At 69.1% G+C, this 17,676-nt stretch carries 17 protein-coding genes, 1 pseudogene and 2 riboswitches; of the genes and pseudogenes, 11 read left to right on the plus strand and 7 right to left on the minus strand.

What is annotated here, in order from left to right; translation table 11 throughout:
* The first annotated feature begins 2 nt into the window (after positions 1–2).
* A riboswitch (glycine riboswitch) is annotated at positions 3–97 on the plus strand.
* Positions 98–109: 12 nt separating this feature from the next.
* Positions 110–215: riboswitch (glycine riboswitch) on the plus strand.
* Positions 216–276: 61 nt separating this feature from the next.
* From DD542_RS08920 to DD542_RS08930, 3 genes are read left to right on the plus strand one after another with little or no spacing between them, the layout of a single operon-like run.
* Positions 277–1,530, plus strand: coding sequence for a D-amino acid dehydrogenase (locus DD542_RS08920; protein WP_079367164.1), 1,254 nt, complete (start codon positions 277–279; stop codon positions 1,528–1,530).
* Positions 1,531–1,546: 16 nt separating this feature from the next.
* A complete protein-coding gene (locus DD542_RS08925) occupies positions 1,547–2,935 on the plus strand; it encodes an L-serine ammonia-lyase (RefSeq protein ID WP_127805195.1) in 1,389 nt (462 codons plus the stop codon).
* A 43-nt stretch (positions 2,936–2,978) separates the two neighbouring features.
* Positions 2,979–4,898 (plus strand): radical SAM protein, encoded by a 1,920-nt coding sequence (locus DD542_RS08930; protein ID WP_127805197.1) that lies wholly within the window; start codon positions 2,979–2,981, stop codon positions 4,896–4,898.
* Positions 4,899–4,912: 14 nt separating this feature from the next.
* Here the strand turns inward: DD542_RS08930 and DD542_RS08935 are convergent, their stop codons facing one another.
* Entirely contained in the window at positions 4,913–5,512 is a 600-nt protein-coding gene (locus DD542_RS08935) for a Crp/Fnr family transcriptional regulator (protein WP_164868369.1), read from the minus strand.
* Between the two features lie 64 nt (positions 5,513–5,576).
* On the opposite strand from DD542_RS08935, the gene DD542_RS08940 reads away from it, so the two are divergent.
* The 3 genes from DD542_RS08940 to DD542_RS08950 are packed head-to-tail and all read left to right on the plus strand — an operon-like array spanning position 5,577 to position 8,320.
* Entirely contained in the window at positions 5,577–6,548 is a 972-nt protein-coding gene (locus DD542_RS08940) for an alpha/beta hydrolase (RefSeq protein WP_127805201.1), read from the plus strand.
* 55 nt (positions 6,549–6,603) lie between these two features.
* Positions 6,604–6,771 (plus strand): DUF2256 domain-containing protein, encoded by a 168-nt coding sequence (locus DD542_RS08945; protein ID WP_127805203.1) that lies wholly within the window; start codon positions 6,604–6,606, stop codon positions 6,769–6,771.
* Positions 6,764–8,320, plus strand: a complete 1,557-nt coding sequence (locus DD542_RS08950; RefSeq protein ID WP_206610784.1) for a cryptochrome/photolyase family protein — start codon at positions 6,764–6,766, stop codon at positions 8,318–8,320. The genes DD542_RS08945 and DD542_RS08950 overlap by 8 nt, the downstream gene beginning before the upstream one ends.
* Here DD542_RS08950 and DD542_RS08955 read toward each other — a convergent pair whose 3' ends face one another.
* Positions 8,321–8,977 (minus strand): DsbA family oxidoreductase, encoded by a 657-nt coding sequence (locus tag DD542_RS08955; RefSeq protein WP_066158243.1) that lies wholly within the window; start codon positions 8,975–8,977, stop codon positions 8,321–8,323.
* Positions 8,978–9,054: 77 nt separating this feature from the next.
* Here DD542_RS08955 and aroE point away from each other — a divergent pair, with 77 nt between their 5' ends.
* Together aroE and DD542_RS08965 are read left to right on the plus strand one after the other, a co-directional pair.
* Positions 9,055–9,876: a shikimate dehydrogenase gene (gene aroE / locus DD542_RS08960; protein WP_127805207.1), complete on the plus strand. Its 822-nt coding sequence runs from the start codon at positions 9,055–9,057 to the stop codon at positions 9,874–9,876.
* A 7-nt stretch (positions 9,877–9,883) separates the two neighbouring features.
* Positions 9,884–10,771, plus strand: coding sequence for a DMT family transporter (locus DD542_RS08965; RefSeq protein WP_127805209.1), 888 nt, complete (start codon positions 9,884–9,886; stop codon positions 10,769–10,771).
* Here DD542_RS08965 and DD542_RS08970 read toward each other — a convergent pair whose 3' ends face one another.
* Positions 10,772–11,725, minus strand: a complete 954-nt coding sequence (locus tag DD542_RS08970) for a LysR family transcriptional regulator (protein ID WP_127805211.1) — start codon at positions 11,723–11,725, stop codon at positions 10,772–10,774.
* 92 nt (positions 11,726–11,817) lie between these two features.
* On the opposite strand from DD542_RS08970, the gene DD542_RS08975 reads away from it, so the two are divergent.
* Together DD542_RS08975 and DD542_RS08980 are read left to right on the plus strand one after the other, a co-directional pair.
* On the plus strand, positions 11,818–12,810 hold the full coding sequence (locus tag DD542_RS08975) for a tripartite tricarboxylate transporter substrate-binding protein (RefSeq protein WP_164868370.1): 993 nt from the start codon (positions 11,818–11,820) through the stop codon (positions 12,808–12,810).
* A 1-nt stretch (position 12,811) separates the two neighbouring features.
* Positions 12,812–13,816: an alpha/beta fold hydrolase gene (locus tag DD542_RS08980; RefSeq protein ID WP_127805215.1), complete on the plus strand. Its 1,005-nt coding sequence runs from the start codon at positions 12,812–12,814 to the stop codon at positions 13,814–13,816.
* A gap of 51 nt (positions 13,817–13,867) precedes the next feature.
* On the opposite strand, the gene DD542_RS24190 is transcribed toward DD542_RS08980, so the two are convergent.
* Entirely contained in the window at positions 13,868–15,487 is a 1,620-nt protein-coding gene (locus DD542_RS24190) for a M28 family metallopeptidase (RefSeq protein WP_206610785.1), read from the minus strand.
* A gap of 229 nt (positions 15,488–15,716) precedes the next feature.
* Here DD542_RS24190 and DD542_RS08990 point away from each other — a divergent pair, with 229 nt between their 5' ends.
* Positions 15,717–16,196 carry a VOC family protein gene (locus DD542_RS08990; protein WP_127805217.1) on the plus strand — a complete coding sequence of 160 codons (480 nt, stop codon included), beginning with the start codon at positions 15,717–15,719 and terminating at the stop codon, positions 16,194–16,196.
* A gap of 15 nt (positions 16,197–16,211) precedes the next feature.
* Here DD542_RS08990 and DD542_RS08995 read toward each other — a convergent pair whose 3' ends face one another.
* From DD542_RS08995 to DD542_RS09005, 3 genes and pseudogenes are all read right to left on the minus strand, one after another.
* Positions 16,212–16,802: an RES family NAD+ phosphorylase gene (locus DD542_RS08995; protein WP_164868371.1), complete on the minus strand. Its 591-nt coding sequence runs from the start codon at positions 16,800–16,802 to the stop codon at positions 16,212–16,214.
* Between the two features lie 13 nt (positions 16,803–16,815).
* Positions 16,816–17,283, minus strand: a complete 468-nt coding sequence (locus DD542_RS09000) for a helix-turn-helix domain-containing protein (protein ID WP_127805221.1) — start codon at positions 17,281–17,283, stop codon at positions 16,816–16,818.
* A 292-nt stretch (positions 17,284–17,575) separates the two neighbouring features.
* Positions 17,576–17,650: pseudogene (locus tag DD542_RS09005) on the minus strand (single-stranded DNA-binding protein); the annotation flags it as partial.
* Positions 17,651–17,676 lie beyond the last annotated feature (26 nt).

Genomic DNA, 17,676 nt, shown 5'->3' on the forward strand with positions numbered 1-17,676 from the left:
TCTTCCGCTGATCGGGAGAGACCGGCCCCACAGGGGAACCGGCGCCGAAGGAGCAACCGCCCCGGAAACTCTCAGGCAAAAGGACCGATCAGTGTTCAGCGCGCGCTCAGCGCAACACTCTGAAGAGCGGCCGGGATTCGTCCCCCGGCCCACCGCAGGAGCAAGCCCGCCGGAATGGCGGGTGAATCTCTCAGGTCACAAACAGAGGGGGTCATGGCCCGCACACGGTGTGCGGGTCGTGCCCATCCCTGTTTGACGGCTATCGAGAGAAACCCCATGGCACAGCTCATCGTCATCGGCGGCGGCATCACCGGCGTCACCAGCGCCTACGCCCTGTCCCGCGAAGGTCACGACGTCACCCTGATCGAACAGCACCGCTACGCGGGCATGGAAACCAGCCACGCCAACGGCGGCCAGCTGTCGGCCTCCAACGCCGAAACCTGGACCCACCCCTCCACCCTGCTCAAGGGCATCAAGTGGATGCTCAAGGCCGACGCGCCGCTGCTCGTCAACCCCAAGCCGAGCTGGCACAAGCTGTCCTGGTTCGCCGAGTTCGCGGCCGCCATCCCCAAGTACCGCGAGAACACCATCGCCACTGCCAAGCTGGCAATTGCCGCGCGCGAGCACCTGTTCGGCTGGGCGCAGGCCGAGGGCATCGACTTCGACCTGAAGCAGCAGGGCATCCTGCACATCTACCGCGACAAGGCCGGCTTCGACCACGCGGGCGAAGTGAGCAAGCTGCTGGCCGAAGGCGGCCTGCCGCGCCGCGCCGTCACCCTCGACGAGATGCGCGCCATCGAGCCCACCCTGGCCGGCGACTACTACGGCGGCTACTACACCGAGAGCGACAGCACCGGCGACATCCACAAGTACACCCACGGCATGAGCCTGGCCTGCGAACGCCGTGGCGTTCGCCTGCTGACGGGCCGCGCGGTGGCCCGCGTGCAGAGCACGGGCCAGACCGCCCACGTCACGCTGGCGGACGGCGAGGTGGTGAGCGCGGATGCGGTGGTGGTCTGCGCCGGCGTGCACAGCCGCGCCATCGGCGCCCAACTGGGCGATCGCCTCAACGTCTACCCGGTCAAGGGCTACTCCATCACCGTGATGCTGAACGACGAACAGAGCCAGGCCGCCGCGCCGAATGTGAGCCTGCTGGACGACGAGACCAAGCTGGTCACCAGCCGCCTGGGCGTGGACCGCTTCCGCGTCGCCGGCACGGCCGAGTTCAACGGCTTCAACCGCGACATCCGCGCCGACCGCATCAAGCCGCTGGTGGACTGGGTCAACCAGTGCTTCCCGGGCGTGAGCACGCGCCGCGTCGAGCCCTGGGCCGGCCTGCGGCCCATGATGCCGGACATGCTGCCCCGCGTCGGCCCCGGCCGCCTGCCCAACGTGTTCTACAACACCGGCCACGGCCACCTGGGCTGGACGCTCTCGGCCATCACCGCGCACCAGCTGGCCGGCCACGTGGCACAGTGGCAGGAGCAGCGGCGCCACACCCGCGTGGTGATGCCCGCACCCGCCGTCTGACCACCAAGGAACCGCCATGGCCGTCTCCGCGTTCGACCTGTTCAAGATCGGCATCGGGCCCAGCAGCTCGCACACCGTCGGCCCGATGCGCGCGGCGCGCCTGTTCGCGCACGGGTTGGAGACCGCTGGCCTGCTGCCCGCGGTGGCGCGGGTGCAGGTGGGGCTGTACGGCTCGCTGGGGGCCACCGGCCGCGGCCACGGCAGCGACAAGGCGGTGCTGCTCGGGCTGTGCGGGCACGAGCCGGAGTCGGTGCCCATCGAATCGGTCGAGCCCACCGTGCGCGCGATCCGCGAACAGGGCCGCATTGCGCTCATGGGCACGCACACCATCGCCTGGGCCGACCGCGAGGACCTGACCCTGCACCGCCAGGCCCTGCCGCTGCACGCCAACGGCATGCGCCTGACGGCCTGGAACGCGGCGGGCGCGGTGCTGTCCGAGCGCACGTTCTATTCGGTGGGCGGCGGCTTCGTGGTGAGCGAGGAGGTCATGGCCGACGGCCAGCGGCAGAAGGTGATCGCACCCGACATCACACAACTGCCGATCCCGTTTCGCACCGGCGACGAGCTGCTGCAGCGCTGCCGCGAACACGGCCTGTCCATCGCGGGCGTGATGCGCAGCAACGAGCGCCACTGGCGGAACGACGAGGAAGTGCGCACCGGACTGCTGCGCATCTGGGACGTGATGCAGGCCTGTGTGCAGCGCGGCTGCGCCACCGACGGCGTGCTGCCCGGCGGCTTCAAGGTGCGCCGCCGCGCGCCCGCGCTGTTTCGCGACCTGACCGGCCACCCCGAGAAAGCACTGACCGACCCGCTGGCCGTGCTCGACTGGGTCAACCTCTACGCGCTCGCGGTGAACGAGGAAAACGCCGCGGGTGGCCGCGTGGTCACGGCGCCCACCAACGGCGCGGCCGGCATCGTGCCCGCGGTGCTGCACTACTACCGGCGCTTCGTGCCGGGCGCCAGCGACGACGGCGTGGTGGACTTCCTGCTCACCGCCGCCGCCATCGGCATCCTCTACAAGGAAAACGCCAGCATCAGCGGCGCCGAGGTCGGCTGCCAGGGCGAGGTGGGCGTGGCCTGCTCCATGGCCGCCGGTGCGCTGTGCGCCGTGCTCGGCGGCACGCCCGAGCAGGTGGAGAACGCGGCCGAGATCGGTATGGAACACCACCTGGGCCTGACCTGCGACCCGGTCGGCGGCCTGGTGCAGATCCCCTGCATCGAGCGCAACGCCATCGCCTCGGTCAAGGCCATCAACGCCGCGCGCATGGCGCTGCGCGGCGACGGCACGCACCACGTCAGCCTGGACAAGGTCATCAAGACCATGCGCGAGACGGGGGCGGACATGAAGACGAAGTACAAGGAAACGGCGCGCGGCGGGCTGGCCGTGAACATCGTGGAGTGTTGACCCCCACGCCCGCCGGACCGCCCCTTGTCGGCACAATCGGGGGATGACCGCAGCCGCCTTCCGCGTGCTGAGCCTCATCCCGCCGATGACGCAGCTCAACACGCCCTACCCCTCCACCGCCTACCTCACCGGCTTCCTGCGCTCGCGCGGCATCGACGCGGTGCAAGAAGACCTGGCGCTGGCCCTCGTGCTGCGGCTGTTCACGCCGGCCGGTCTGGAGGCGCTGCGCGGTTGTGCGCTGGCCCAGCCGGAGGCGCAGCGCACGGCCAGCGTGCACAGCTTCCTCGACCAGTTCGAGGCCTACCGCGCCACCATCGGCCCGGTGATCGCCTACCTGCAGGGCCGTGATTCGACCCTGGCATACCGCATCGCCGCGCGTGGCCTGCTGCCCGAGGGGCCGCGCTTTTCCGCGCTGGACAACTACGTCGACGACGGCAGCGGCGACCCGCTCGGCTGGGCCTTCGGCGCGCTGGGCGTGCAGGACAAGGCGCGCCACCTGTGCACGCTTTACCTCAACGACCTGTCGGACGTGATCCGCGACGCGGCCGACGAGCGCTTCGAGTTCGTGCGCTACGCCGAATCACTGGCCAGCAGCCAGCCCACGTTCGACCCGCTGGCCAATGCGCTGGCCGCGGCGCCCACCCTGGTGGACCAGCTGCTGCACGACCTGACCCTGGCGGCCATCCGCCGCCACCAGCCGACGCTGGTGCTGCTGTCCGTGCCCTTCCCGGGCGCCATGTACGCGGCCCTGCGCATCGCGCAGACCATCAAGGCGCAGCACCCGCACATCCGCATCGGCCTGGGCGGCGGCTTCGTCAACACCGAGCTGCGCGAGCTGAAAGACCCGCGCGTGTTCGACTTCGTCGACTACGTGACGCTGGACGCGGGCGAGCGGCCCGTGCTGTCGCTGATCGAGCACCTGCGCGGCGAGCGTGGCAAGCAGCGGCTGCAGCGCACCTTCCTGCGCGAGAACGGCGAGGTGAAGTACGTGAACCTCGCCGAGCCCGACATCCCGTTCGAGGACGTGGGCACGCCCACCTGGGACGGACTGCCCATCGACCGCTACCTCAGCCTGCTGGACATGCTCAACCCCATGCACCGGCTGTGGAGCGACGGGCGCTGGAACAAGCTGACCGTGGCGCACGGCTGCTACTGGAAGAAGTGCAGCTTCTGCGACGTGAGCCTGGACTACATCGGCCGCTACGAAACCGCGACCGCGTCCACCCTGGCCGACCGCATCGAGAAGATCGTCAACGAGACCGGCCAGACCGGCTTCCACTTCGTCGACGAGGCCGCGCCGCCCAAGGCGCTCAAGGCCCTGGCCGAGGAGCTGATCCGCCGTGATCTGCAGATCAGCTGGTGGGGCAACATCCGCTTTGAAAAAACCTTCACGCCCGAGCTGAGCGAACTGCTGGCGCAAAGCGGCTGCATCGCCATGAGCGGCGGGCTGGAAGTGGCCAGCGACCGGCTGCTCAACCTCATGAAAAAGGGCGTGAGCGTGGAGCAGGTGGCGCGCGTGACCAAGGGCTTCACCGACGCCGGCATCCTCGTGCACGCCTACCTGATGTACGGTTTCCCGACGCAGACGTTGCAGGACACCGTGGACGCGCTCGAATACGTGCGCCAGCTGTTCGAGAACGGCTGCATCCAGAGCGGCTTCTTCCACCGATTCAGTTGCACGGTGCACTCGCCAGTCGGCATGGACCCGGCGGCCTACGGCGTCGAACTGATCCCACTGCCCGAGGTGCGCTTCGCCAAGAACGACATCGGCTTCACCGACCCCACGCCCATGCCGCCCGGCGTGGACCACGACGTGCTGGGCCAGGGCCTGCGCAAGGCGATCTACAACTACATGCACGGCCTGTGCGTGGACGACGATGTGCGCCGCTGGTTCGAGCACCTGCCCTGCCCGGTGCCACGGCCCACGGTCAAGCGCGGCAAGATCGCGCGGGCACTGGCCTGAGCCTGTGCCCCACCTCAGGTCCCGAGCTGCCGCCGCAGGCGGCTGAGCGTCACCGGCGTCACACCCAGGTAGCTGGCGATCAGCCGGTGCGCCACACGTTGTTCCAGCCCCGGCATCGCCTCGCGCAACAGGGCCAGCCGTTCGGCAGCCGGCAGCGCAGCCAGCTGCCACTCGCGGTCGGCCTTGCGCAGCAGTTCACTGCGCAGCACCGCATCGCCCCAGCGCTGCACCGCCGGGTGGCGCAGCATCGTGGCCGTCAGCAGCGCCGCGTCGAAGCCCGCCACGCGCGACGGCTCCAGCGCGGTCGCGTCGATGCGCGAGCGGCCGTCGCGGGTGCGCGTGATGGAAGGCGGCAGCACGCACGGCCCGGCGCAGAAGCCCAGCGTCACCTCGCGGCCCTGGGCGTCGCCCACGCTCAGCCGCACCAGGCCCGAGAGCACGAAGAACTCGCGCGCATCGGCCTGCCCGGCGTGCAGCAGCGCTTCGCCGGCCGCCAGGTCGCGGCCCTCCAGCGCCTGCAGCAGCGGTGCAAAGTCGGCGTCGGAGACGGGTGCGAACCCGGCCGCGATCCCGAGGACGGCGCGGCGGTCAGCGTCGGTGGTGCTCGATAACATTTGTTGTCGCGCCGGCAGGTGGTGTGGGCGACGATTCTGGCATTCCGTCCAACCCCTCACCACCATGCTCCGAACCCTCGCCACTTTCAGCGGCCTGCTGCTTCTGGCCCTGGCCGCCCGCGCCGCCGCCATCACCGTGCCGGCCACCACCGACCAGGACCCGGCCCTGCCCTCGCTCACCGCCAACGGTTACCGCTTCCACGCCGAGTCGTTTGGCGACACCGGCAAGCCGGTGCTCATCGTGCTGCACGGCGGACCGGGCGGCGACTACCGCTACCTGCTGGGCCTGCAGGCCCTGTCCGATACGCGTCGCGTGGTGTTCTACGACCAGCGCGGCAGCGGCCTGTCGCCGCGCGTGCCGGCCGAGACCATCAGCGTCGAGGGCTACCTGGACGACCTCGACGCCATCGTGAACCAGGTCAGCCCCGGCCGTCCCATCGACCTGCTGGGCCATTCCTGGGGCGCGATGCTGGCCTCGGCCTACACCGGTCGCCACCCTGACAAGGTGCGCCGTTTGGTGCTGGCCGAGCCGGGTTTCCTGGACAAGGACACGATGGAGGCCGCCATGGGCGGCGGCTGGCCCGGCTGGGCGGTGGTGGGTGGCATGGCCCGGGCCTGGCTCTCGCAATGGCGGGTCGACAGCGGCGGCGACCCGCATGCCCGGCGCGACTGGCTGATCGGGCAGATGATGACCCTGTTCCAGGCCGGCGCCACCTGCGACGGCCGCGTCCCGGCGCTGGAAGGCTGGCGCGCGGGCGGCGCGGTCTACGACGCCATGATCGGCCGCATGGGCGACGACCCCGCCTTCGCCGCCCGCCTGAGCTTCCACCGGGGCGTCGAGGCCTTCGCCGGACCGGTGCTGTTCATGACCGGCGGCTGCAGCCCGCGCATGGGCGAGGCGCAGCAGCGGCGCCACATGCGGCATTTCCGGAACGCCCGGCTGGTGAACCTGCCCGATGCCGGTCACGCCCTGTTCAACGACCAGCCAGAGGCTGCGATGCGTGAGGTTCGCCGGTTTCTGGACGCCCAGCCCTGAAGACACAAAAGCCCGCGCACGGCGCGGAGTAGGCCGGCTGCGATAGAACCGCCGGGTGCGAAACGACTTCAAAGGCAACAAGGCCCACCTGCCCAGCAAACCCTGCGTGGTCTGCGGCCGGCCCATGAGCTGGCGCAAGGCCTGGGCGAAGAACTGGGACGAGGTCAAGTACTGCTCCGACGCCTGCCGGGCGCGCAGGAACGTTTCCCCACCGAATGACTGAGATGCCCGCTGAGCCGATCCGCCACCTGGTCATCGTGCTAGGCGACCAGCTGGACCACGGCAGCACCGCCTTCGACGGCTTCGACCCCGCACAGGACACGGTGTGGATGGCCGAGGTGGCCGAAGAATCCACCCACGTGTGGTCGGCCAAGCCGCGCATCGCGATCTTCCTGAGTGCCATGCGGCACTTCGCGGCCGGGCTGTGCGAGCGCGGCCTGCCGCTGCGCTACACCCGGCTTCAGGACGCGGACAACACCGGCACGCTGGCGTGTGAACTGCAACGGGCCATCACCGACCTGCAGCCGCAAGCATTGATCCTCACCGCCCCGGGCGACTGGCGCGTGCTGCAGGCGCTGCGCGGCGTGGCGGCGCAGGCTGGCCTGCCACTTGAGCTGCGCGACGACACGCACTTCTTTTCCACCGTGCGCGAGTTCGCCGCGCACGCCAAAGGCCGCCAGCAGCTGCGCCTCGAATACTGGTACCGCGCGCTGCGGCAGAAACACGGCGTGCTGATGGACGGCAAACAGCCGGCGGGCGGCCAGTGGAACTTCGACGCCGACAACCGGGAGAGCTTCGGCAAGACCGGCCCGCAGAATGTGCCGGCGCCGTTCTTTGTTGAGCCCGATGCGATCACGCGCGAGGTGATCGAACTGGTCAACCTGCGCTTCGCCGACCACCCGGGATCACTGGACAGCTTTGCCTGGCCCGTCACCCGCGCCGACGCCCTGCGCGCGCTGGACAACTTCATTGAGCAGCGCCTGCCGCTGTTCGGACAGTTTGAAGACGCGATGTGGGTCGGCGAGGTCTGGCTCTGGCATTCGCAGCTGAGCGCCGCGCTCAACCTCAAACTGCTGAACCCGCGCGAGGTTGTGGCCGCGGCCGAAGCGGCGTACCGCAACGGCCACGCACCGCTGGCCGCGGTGGAAGGCTTCGTCCGCCAGATACTGGGCTGGCGCGAGTACGTGCGCGGCATCTACTGGACGCAGATGCCCGGCTACCTGGAACGCAACGCGCTGGAGGCGCAGGCGCCGCTGCCCGCCTGGTACTGGACCGGCGAGACCGAGATGGCCTGCCTGCGCGAAGCGATCACGCAGACCCTGGCGCACGGCTACGCCCACCACATCCAGCGCCTCATGGTCACGGGGCTCTACGCGCTGCTGCTGGGCGTGCGGCCGCAGGCCGTCCATGCGTGGTACCTGAGCGTGTACGTGGACGCGGTGGAGTGGGTGGAACTGCCCAACACCCTGGGCATGAGCCAGTACGGCGACGGCGGCCTGCTGGGCAGCAAGCCCTATGTGGCCACGGGCAGGTACATCCAGCGCATGAGCAACCACTGCAGCGGCTGCCGCTACGACCCGGCCCAGAGCACCGGACCCAAGGCCTGCCCCTTCACCACGCTGTACTGGGACTTTCTGATGCGGCACGAGCCGGTGCTGCGGCGGAACCCGCGCATGGCCATGCAGATGAAGAACCTGGACCGGCTTGCGCCCGAGGTCCGGTCGGCCATCACCGAGCAGGCCCGGACCCACCGCTCGGCGCAGACCGGCTGATCAGGCCTCCTGGGCGATCTGCCGCAGTGCCTGTTCGTAGGCCTCGGCCGGTTGCCCGCCCGAGATCAGGTGCCGGTCGTTGACGATCACCGCCGGCACCGAGTGGATGCCGTGGCCGGTGTAGAACTGCTCGCGCTCGCGCACCTCGTCGGCGAACTCGTCGCTGGTCAGCACCCGCTGCGCGCGGTCCACGTCCAGCCCGGCCTGCTGCACCGCCGCCAGCAGCACCGCCGGGTCGGCCGGGCTTTCGGCGCGGCCGTGGTGCGCCTCCATCAGCGCGCGCTTGAGGGCCAGCTGCTGGCCCGGTTCACCTTCCGCCTCGGCCCAGGTCAGCAGGCGGTGCGCGTCGAAGGTGTTCCAGATGCGGCCGCGACCGTCCTTGTTGAAGCTGAAACCAGCCTCCGCGCCACGCTGGCGGATGGTCTCGCGGATCTGCGCCTGCTGCTCGGGCGTGCTGCCGTACTTCCTGGTCAGGTGCTCGCCCACGTCCTCGCCTTCGGGGCCCATCTGCGGGTTGAGTTCGAAGGGCTGGAAGTGCAGCTCGGCCGCGATGTCCGGCTGCACCCGCTCCAGCGCACGCTCCAGGCCGGCCAGGCCGATCGCACACCAGGGGCAGGACACATCGGAGACGAAATCGATCTTGAGGGTCTTGGTCATCGGGGCATGGTAGCCCCCATGCGCGACAATCGCAGGCTGCCTTTCCAAAGCCCCTGTTTCCTCCCGCGCCCCGCACCATGACCGACCGCTACGCCGTCATCGGCAACCCCATTGGCCACAGCAAGTCCCCCCTGATCCACGGCGCCTTCGCGCAGGCCACCGGCCAGGACATCGAATACACCGCCATCGAAGGCCCGCTCGACGGCTTCAAGGCCACGGTCCAGGCCTTCATCGCCAACGGCGGCCGGGGCATGAACGTCACCATCCCCTTCAAGCTGCAGGCCTTCGAGATCGCCACCGACCCGATGGAATCGGCCCGCCTGGCGGGCGCGGTCAATGCGCTCAAGTTCGAGGGCGGCCGCATCTGGGCGCAGAACTTCGACGGCCTGGGCCTGGTCAACGACATCCAGCACAACCTGGGCGTGTCGCTGGCGGGCAAACGGGTGTTGATCTGCGGCGCGGGCGGTGCCACGCGCGGCGCCATCCTGCCGATCGCGGCGCAGAAGCCCGCGGTCATCGCGATTGCCAACCGCACCGCTGCCAAGGCCCACGGCCTCAAGGCCGACTTTGCGGCCCACACGGCGCTGCAGACCGGCGGCTACGACGAACTCGCTGGCGAGGCCTTCGACGTGGTCCTCAACGCCACGTCCACCGGCCTCTCCAAAGACGAGTTGCCGCTGCCCGCGGGCGTGTTCGCGCCCGGCGCCCTGGCTTACGACCTGGTCTACGGCAAGGGCCTCACACCGTTCCTGAAACAGGCACAGGCCGCTGGTGTGACGCAGCTGGCCGACGGCGTGGGCATGCTGGTGGAACAGGCGGCCGAGGCCTTCGAGTGGTGGCGCGGTGTGCGGCCGGACACGAAGCCGGTGATCGCGCGCTTCACGATCCCTCTGGTCTGATTTCAAAGTGAGTTCTCTCCGCTGGGCACAGGCCGTGCCCCTGCTGGCCGTGCTCGGCTCGGTCGTGGCACTGGGCATCGGCACCTCGTTTGGCAAACAGCTGTTCCCGCAGGTCGGGGCGCTGGGCACCACCGCGCTGCGCGTGGGCTTCTCGGCCCTGATCCTGCTGCTGATCTGGCGGCCCTGGCGCTGGACCACCACGCGCGCCGACGCCAGAAGCCTGGTGCGCTACGGCATGGCCCTGGGCTGCATGAACCTGATGTTCTACCAGTCGCTCCAGACGATCCCGTTCGGCGTCGCGGTGGCCATCGAGTTCAGCGGGCCGCTGGCCGTGGCCTTCTTCACCTCGCGCCGGGCCATCGACTATCTCTGGATCGCCTTCGCCATCGTGGGCCTGGGCCTGCTGCTGCCACTGGGCCACGACGTGACCCGCCTCGACCCGGTGGGCGTGATGTTCGCGCTCGGCGCGGCCGTGTTCTGGGCCGCCTACATCCTGTTCGGCAAGAAGGTCGGCCACCTGCACGCCGGCCATTCGGTGGCGCTGGGCCTGACCATGGCCGCGGTCACGGTGGTGCCCTTCGGCGTCTGGCACGCCGGCAGCGCGCTGCTGCAGCCTGGCATCCTGCTGTTCGGCCTGGGCGTGGCGGCCGTCTCCAGCGCCATCCCGATCTCGCTGGAGATGGTGGCGCTCAAGCGCCTCACGCCCGCCGCCTTCGGCGTCATGGCCAGCATGGAGCCGGCCGTGGCCGCGCTGATGGGCGTGCTGGTGCTCGACGAGCACCTGAGCGGCCTGCAATGGCTGGCCATCGGGCTGGTGATGAGCGCCGCCGCGGGCAGCGCGGCCACGGCCAAACCCGACGCGCACAAAGGGCCGGCGGACGAAATCGTGCAGTGATCAGGCCCTGACCGCCACCCCATCCCCGGACTGGGCCAGCAGGAATTCCGCCAGCCGGTCCTGCGCGGCGCGCGCGCCCTGCTCCGGCCGCAGCACGCCGATGGGCTCCAGCGCCGCGCCAGTGTCCAGCGGCACCGTGGCCAACACCCCGTCGTCCAGCCAGGCGCGCACCGAGCGGTAGGGCAGCAGGGCCAGCAGCGGCCGCTGCCGCAGCAGCCAGACCAGCGCCGACAGCGAGCGCGTCACCACCGGGTGGGTGGCGGGCGCCGCGCCCGCGCCCCGCACCACCTCGTCGAAGCTCGCCCGCGCGATGCTGTCCACCGGCGGCAGCAGCCAGGTGGCCTTGAACAGCGGCGACCACGACCGCACCCGCTTGCCCGCCAGCGGATGCGCCGGCCCGCACACCACCACCAGGTGGTCGTCCACCAGGCGGTCGAAGCGCCAGCCGCTGGGCACCACGGTGGGCCGGCGGCACACCGCCAGGTCGGCCTGTCCGGACGTGACCAGCAGCAGCAATTCGTCGCGCTCCAGCTCGCGCAGCTGCACGCTGATGCGCGGGTGTCGCTCGCCGAACGCGGCCAGGGCCGGCAGCAGCAGGCCATTGATCGCGGCGCCGGACGCCGCCAGCCGCACCATGCCCTGCCCCTGCTGCTGGCGCGCGGCCACCGCCTCGGCACCCGCACCCAGGCCCGAGACGATCTGCCGCACCACCGGCAGCAGGTCCTGGCACACCTCGGTGGGCCGCACGCCGCGCGCGTGGCGGTGGAACAGCTGCGACTCCAGCAGCTGTTCGAGGTAGGCCAGCGACTGCGTCACCGACGATTGCGTCATGCCCATGGCGTCGGCCGCGCGTTGCACGCTGCCCAGCTCGGCCAGGTGCAGCAGCACTTGCGCATGGCGGAACTTGCCCCGGGCCAGGAGGCGGTTGAGCAGCACGGTGGAGGCGACAGACATGGTATTGAAGAGTCTAATGTCTTGCCCTGATTTCTGTCTTGTTGCCGATGGCTTTTGCGCGGACCATGCAGTCACAACCACAGGAGACAGACATGCATTCAACCCACCGGCTGAACCGTCGCCAGGCCCTGGTCCTGGGCGGCTTCGGCGGCCTGCAGGCGCTCGCGCCGACCGCGGTCCGCGCGCAGGCGCCTTTCCCCAACCGCCCCATCCAGTTCATCGTCGCGGCGCCGGCCGGCGGGCCGTCCGACAACGCGGCGCGCATGATCGCCGACGAGATGGGCAAGCTGCTGGGCCAGCCCATGGTGGTGGTGAACAAGCCCGGCAGCGCCGGCGTGATCGCCGCCGAGGCCACGGCCCGCGCGGCGCCCGACGGCCACACGCTGATGCTCTCCTGGATCGGCAACGCCACCAGCCCGGGCTTGGTGGCCAAGCTGCCGTTCGACATCAACCGCGACTTCGTGCACATCGCATTCGCACTGGCCGGTGCAAACGCGCTGATCGTGCACCCCTCCACCGGCTTCAAGACCCTGGCCGATCTGGTGAAGCACGCCAAGGCGAACCCCGGCCGCCTGAGCTACGCCAGCTCGGGCAACGGCACCTCGGGCCACCTGGCCATGGAAATGTTCAAGCAGCGCGCCGGCATCTCCATGCTGCACATCCCCTACCGCGGCGGCGCGCCCGCCCTCACCGACCTCATGGCCGGCCAGGTGCAGCTGATGTTCCTCAACCAGGACGCGGTCATCGCGCCCAGCGCGGCCGGCAAGGTCGTGCCGCTGGCCATCAGCAGCGCGGAGCGCAACCCGCTGCTGCCGCAGGTGCCCACGGTGGCGGAGTCGGGCTACCCCGGTTTCGAGGCCACCGCCTGGGCCGGCATCTCGGGGCCGCAGGGCATTCCCGCGCCGGTGGTCGCGGCCATTGAGGCCGCCGCCATCAAGGCGCTGAACGGGCCGCTCAAGGCCCGCATCGAAGCCACCGGCGCCACCGTGGTCGCCACCGGCAAGGACAGATTCACCCCCTTCGTCCAGCGCGAAACCGAGACCTGGACCCAGGTCATCAAGACCGCCGGCATCAAGGTCGACTGACATGCTGAACACCCTTTCACTGGGCGCCCACCGGCTGTCCAGCGGCACCGAGCTGCCCGCGCTGGACGTTGCCTACGCCACCTTCGGCCAGCTCGCACCCGACGGCCGCAACGCCGTGCTGGTGACCCACGGCTACACCAGCGGCCCCTCGATGCTCGTGCCCGGCCACCATGTGGCCGAGAGCTCGTGGGCGCCGCTGCTCGGCCCCGGCCGGCCGCTGGACACCGACCGCTTCTTCATCGTCTGCAGCAACATGCTGGGTTCCTCGTTCGGCACCACCGGCCCGAACACCACCAACCCGGCCACCGGACGGCCCTGGGGGCCGGACTTTCCCGCCATCACGCTGGAAGACATCGTGGCCGTGCAGCACCGCCTGCTGCAGCAGCTGGGCGTGCGCCACCTGCGTGCGGTCGTGGGCCCCTCCTACGGCGGCTGGCAGGCCCTGCAATGGGCGCTGTCGTTCCCGGACATGGTCGACGCCGTGGGATCGCTGGTGTCCGGCCTCACCCACCCCAAGGGCCTGAGTTCAGAGGCCACGCGTCAGCGCTTTGCCGACCACCCGGCCTGGAACGGCGGCTGGCACTACGGCGACCCGCGCATGAAGGAGATGCTGATGGAGCTGCGCCTGCAGACCCTGCGCAGCTACGGCCTGGAGCGCCTGTTCGAGGCGCGCATCGCCGACCCGGCGCAGCGACAGGCCGCCATGGACCAGGCCTGCCGCCAGTGGGCCGAACGCTTCGACCCCAACAGCATGGTCACCCTGGCCGCCGCGGCCGAACGCTTCGACGTGCGCGGCCGGCTCGCCGAGATCCGCACGCGCCTGCTCTTCATGGTCTGCACCACCGACGCGATCTTCCCGCCCGACCCCGCGGTGCGCGCCCTGCTCGGCGCCGTCCCCGGCCCGCTGCGCTACCGCGAGCTGGACAGCCCCTACGGCCACATGGCGTCGGGTGTGGAGTGGCAACGGCTGGAAGAGGACCTGCGCTGGCTGCTCGACCCCGCCTGATCCCCCACGCCCGCCCGGGGGCCGGCATGGGGGTGAATCGGTCAAGCGCCTTCAGTTCCCCGTGCGCTCCGGGTGCAGCGGCTTGAGGGCCGGCATGCGGAAGTTGCCCTTGCCGCGCTGGTCGTTCACGCTCGAGGTGTTCATCGAGAACAGCAGCGTGGTGTAGGCCACCGCGTCGGCGTTGATGTCCAGCGCCGTGTCGCTGTTGTTGGCGAAGGTGTCGCAGGCCTGGTGGTAGCACGGGTCGTAGGCCGTGCCCGCCGTGCCGCCCCACAGCGCCGCTTCCTCCGCCGTCTTGATGCCTTCGGCGCCGGTGAACAGGCCGCCGGCCGGGATCAGGTTCTGGATGAAGGCCCGGTAGTCGGAGCGGCCATCGAAGTCCGTGCCCTTGAACGGCACGCCGCGCTGCATGTAGAACGACTCGAACGCCTTCTCGATCTGGTCCGACCCGCCCGGGCCGGGGCCTTCGCCCGTGCCGTCCGAATCGTCGCCGTCGTAGACGAAGAAGACGTGGTTGGGCGAGCCGATCATGTCGAAGTTCAGGTACAGCGCGATGCGGTCCTTCTCGGCCTGGGACAGTCCTTCCACATAGTTCGTGGAACCCACCAGCCCCGACTCTTCCGCGCCCCAGAGTGCGAAGCGCAGCTTGTTGCGCGGCTTGACCTTGGCCATCTGCACCGCGGTCTCCAGGATCGCCGCCACGCCCGAGCCGTTGTCGTTGATGCCGGGGCCTTCGTTCACCGAGTCGAGGTGCGCGCCGACCATCACCACGTTGTTCGGGTCGCCCGTGCGCGACTCGGCAATGATGTTGCTGGTTGTCGCCTCGCCACGGAAGGTGTCGGTCTTGAGCCGCAGCACCAGCCCGGGCGTCGCCGCCAGCTGCTGACCCAGGGCCTGCGTGATGCCGGTCACGCCGATGTCCTCGGTGAAGGCTTCGCCCAGCGTGCCGTTGAGGTCGCCGGTGGTGTTGTTGTAGATGACCACCCCGCTCGCACCGGCGGCCTGGGCATTGGTGGCCTTGAGGGCAAACGTGCAGCCGCCCCGGCTGATGAGCGCGATGTTGCCGGCCGGGAAGCCGGCGAAGTCCGCCGCCTCGCAGCCCGGTGTGCCGTCACCCGGGGGCGGCATCAGCGCCGTCACGGAGGCGGTCACGTCGCCGCTGCCCGAGTACTCCATGATGTTGTTCGCCAGCGGGCCGGCCGGGCCGGGCGACACCTGCTCCAGCACCGTGGGCGAGAGCGTGATGAAGGTCTGGAACTGGAAGTCAGTGACGGTGACCAGGTAGCCCGCGTCGCGCAGCACCTGGGCCGCGTAGTCCACCGACGCGTCGTACCCCGGCGTGCCCGAGGTGCGGATGCCGTTGTTCTCGTTGGCGATGGTCTGCAGGGCCTGCTGATGGCGCCGGACACCGGCCAGGGTCACGCACTCCAGCAGTTTGTTGAACGTGTTGTTGACCCGGTTGAGGCAACTGGGAGATGACGATCCAGCGGCCGCCGCCCCTCCCGCTGCAGCCACCTCTGTCGTCAGCATCCGCGCGGTGGCGAGGTCGCCCCCGCTGTCGCCGGACGAGTCGCTGCCTCCGCCGCAGGCCGCCACGAGCAAAGTCGCCGCGAACGCCGCGCCCCATTGCCCCCGGGTCAGACGCCGACCCTTCAAACCGGTCTTCTCCATGTCTGTCTCCTGTGTGTTGTTGATGCTTCGGATCCCGCCGCCGTCGAACAACTGGCACCCCGGCCCGTACCGACCGCGTGGGGAGGGGCAGCGTACTCCTCGCACCTCTGCGGCCACAAGACGACTTACAGAAAGACACGAAAGAAACGCCCGGGGCACGGGCCGCCTGCCCCTCGACGTCTGCCGCGCATTGCGGCTATCGTGTTCACCCCGTTTTCAGGAGACGCCCATGCCCGCCAAGAACACCATCTGCCTCTGGTTCAACGGCCATGCCGAAGCAGCCGCGCGCTTCTACGCCGCCACTTTCCCCGACAGCTCGGTGGGCGCGGTCATGCGCGCGCCCGGCGACTACCCCTCCGGCCAGCAGGGCGATGTGCTGACCGTCGAATTCACCGTCATGGGCATCCCCTGCCTCGGACTCAACGGCGGCCCGGCCTTCCCGCAGACCGAAGCCTTCTCGTTCCAGGTGGCCACCGACGACCAGGCCGAAACCGACCGCCTGTGGAACGCCATCGTCGGCAACGGTGGCCAGGAAAGCGCCTGCGGTTGGTGCAAGGACAAATGGGGCCTGTCGTGGCAGATCACCCCGCGCGTGCTGACGGCCGCCGTCAACGACCCGGACCGCGCAGCCGCCCAGCGGGCGTTCGACGCGATGATGGGGATGACGAAGATTGATATTGCGGGGATTGAGAAGGCTTGGCGGGGGTGAGCAGCACCGCCATCGTTAGCCCGCGTCTTCCCCTAGCAGTGGCACGCCAGAGCGCCGCGCCGCGTCCACCACGGCATGCAGCAGTTGCCGCGTACCTGGCTTGACCAAGGGCCACTGCTGTTGTCGCTTCAATGCCGCAATCCCGTCCGGAAACAAGCAAATGCATGCGTGCTGCATGTGCTGTGCCGAGGCATAAATCAATCCCTGATGGCCAGCCCTGAAACACTCTCGCGCCAAGGCTTGGGTCTGTTCGATTCGCAAGCTCAACAGCAGTGGGTAGGGCTCCGCCAGCGCGCGCAGATCCACCAGCCGAAGAGACTGCACCGTGGTGAATTGAAGCAAAGCGCGCTTGCGCAACTCGCCCAAGCTTCGGCTCTTCGTGTCGCGCCGGAACTGCGCTTCGAACAGCGCGGTATCTGCACTGTCTGCCAAGTAGGCAGTAACCTGATCAGTCAAACAGAACCGACCGGACAACAAGCCAGCTGGTGGCAACAGAAGTCCGTTCGTTTTGACTGCGCCAGGCCGCGCACGCAGCGATTGGACCCGGAAAAACGTCTGCCCGGCAGGCAGTTCAATCAGCGGAGGTTTGAGTTCTTTGAGGTTCATGAGCAGGGGGGCATCAATGTCCCTCTGCTGTTGCCAGACCCAGTACCCGTTTCGCATCCACGCCCTGCTCCAGCGCCACGCGGGGCGTCTGGCCATCCAGTGCAGGGTGAGGGCTTTCCAGGAAGGCCAGCAGTGGCCAGCCGTCGGTGGTACCCAACGCCTTCGACATGGGTTGGAGGTACGGGAACACAAAAGGCTCGAACTGCCAGCGCGGCAGCTTGAAGCCACGCCGCAGATGCGACACACCGAGGCACCGACCGGACTTGATCCACGCGTTGATGGTCACGCGTGAGGTGCCCGCCAGTTCAGCGGCTTCGTCGGTGGTGATCATGTCGGCCGCCTGCATGCGCTCGCGCCGGTAGGCCGCACCCGAGCGCAGCAGCGCATCGGTCTGCGCTCCGCTGGCGTAGGGGTCGGCGGATACGGTACGGCGGGTTGGGGTTTCAAGGGCAACAGAGAGGGGGAAAGTCAAAGTGTTCATGTGTGTTCACTAGTGCCCACTGTTATGGCGCGTTGCGCTTGTTGGCCTTGTTGCTGCCAAAAAAACTGGTTGAGCGGATGGAGCCGGAATGAGCAATCGGAACTCTTCTTCTTGACTTGTTCTGACCGCAATCGCTTTTGTTCAGTACCGTCGGAGTGGACGAACGCACCTTCTCGGAAGGCACCTGTCCAACCGGTAGGTAAAGCGACGCTAAGAAATCCTCGTAGTGATTTCCCAATGGTTCTGTCGCCGAGAGATCCGATGCATTCAGCCGACCAGAACGCAAAGGAGTGCCTGAAGGCAGGTAACGGATCTCCGGATCTCGTCCGATGTTTCCAACCAAGATGACTTTGTTGACTGAAGCCAAATCACACCCCTTTCGGTAACCAGCCC

It is taken from the genome of Hydrogenophaga sp. NH-16 (assembly GCF_004006415.1).
Classification (GTDB): domain Bacteria; phylum Pseudomonadota; class Gammaproteobacteria; order Burkholderiales; family Burkholderiaceae_C; genus Hydrogenophaga; species Hydrogenophaga pseudoflava.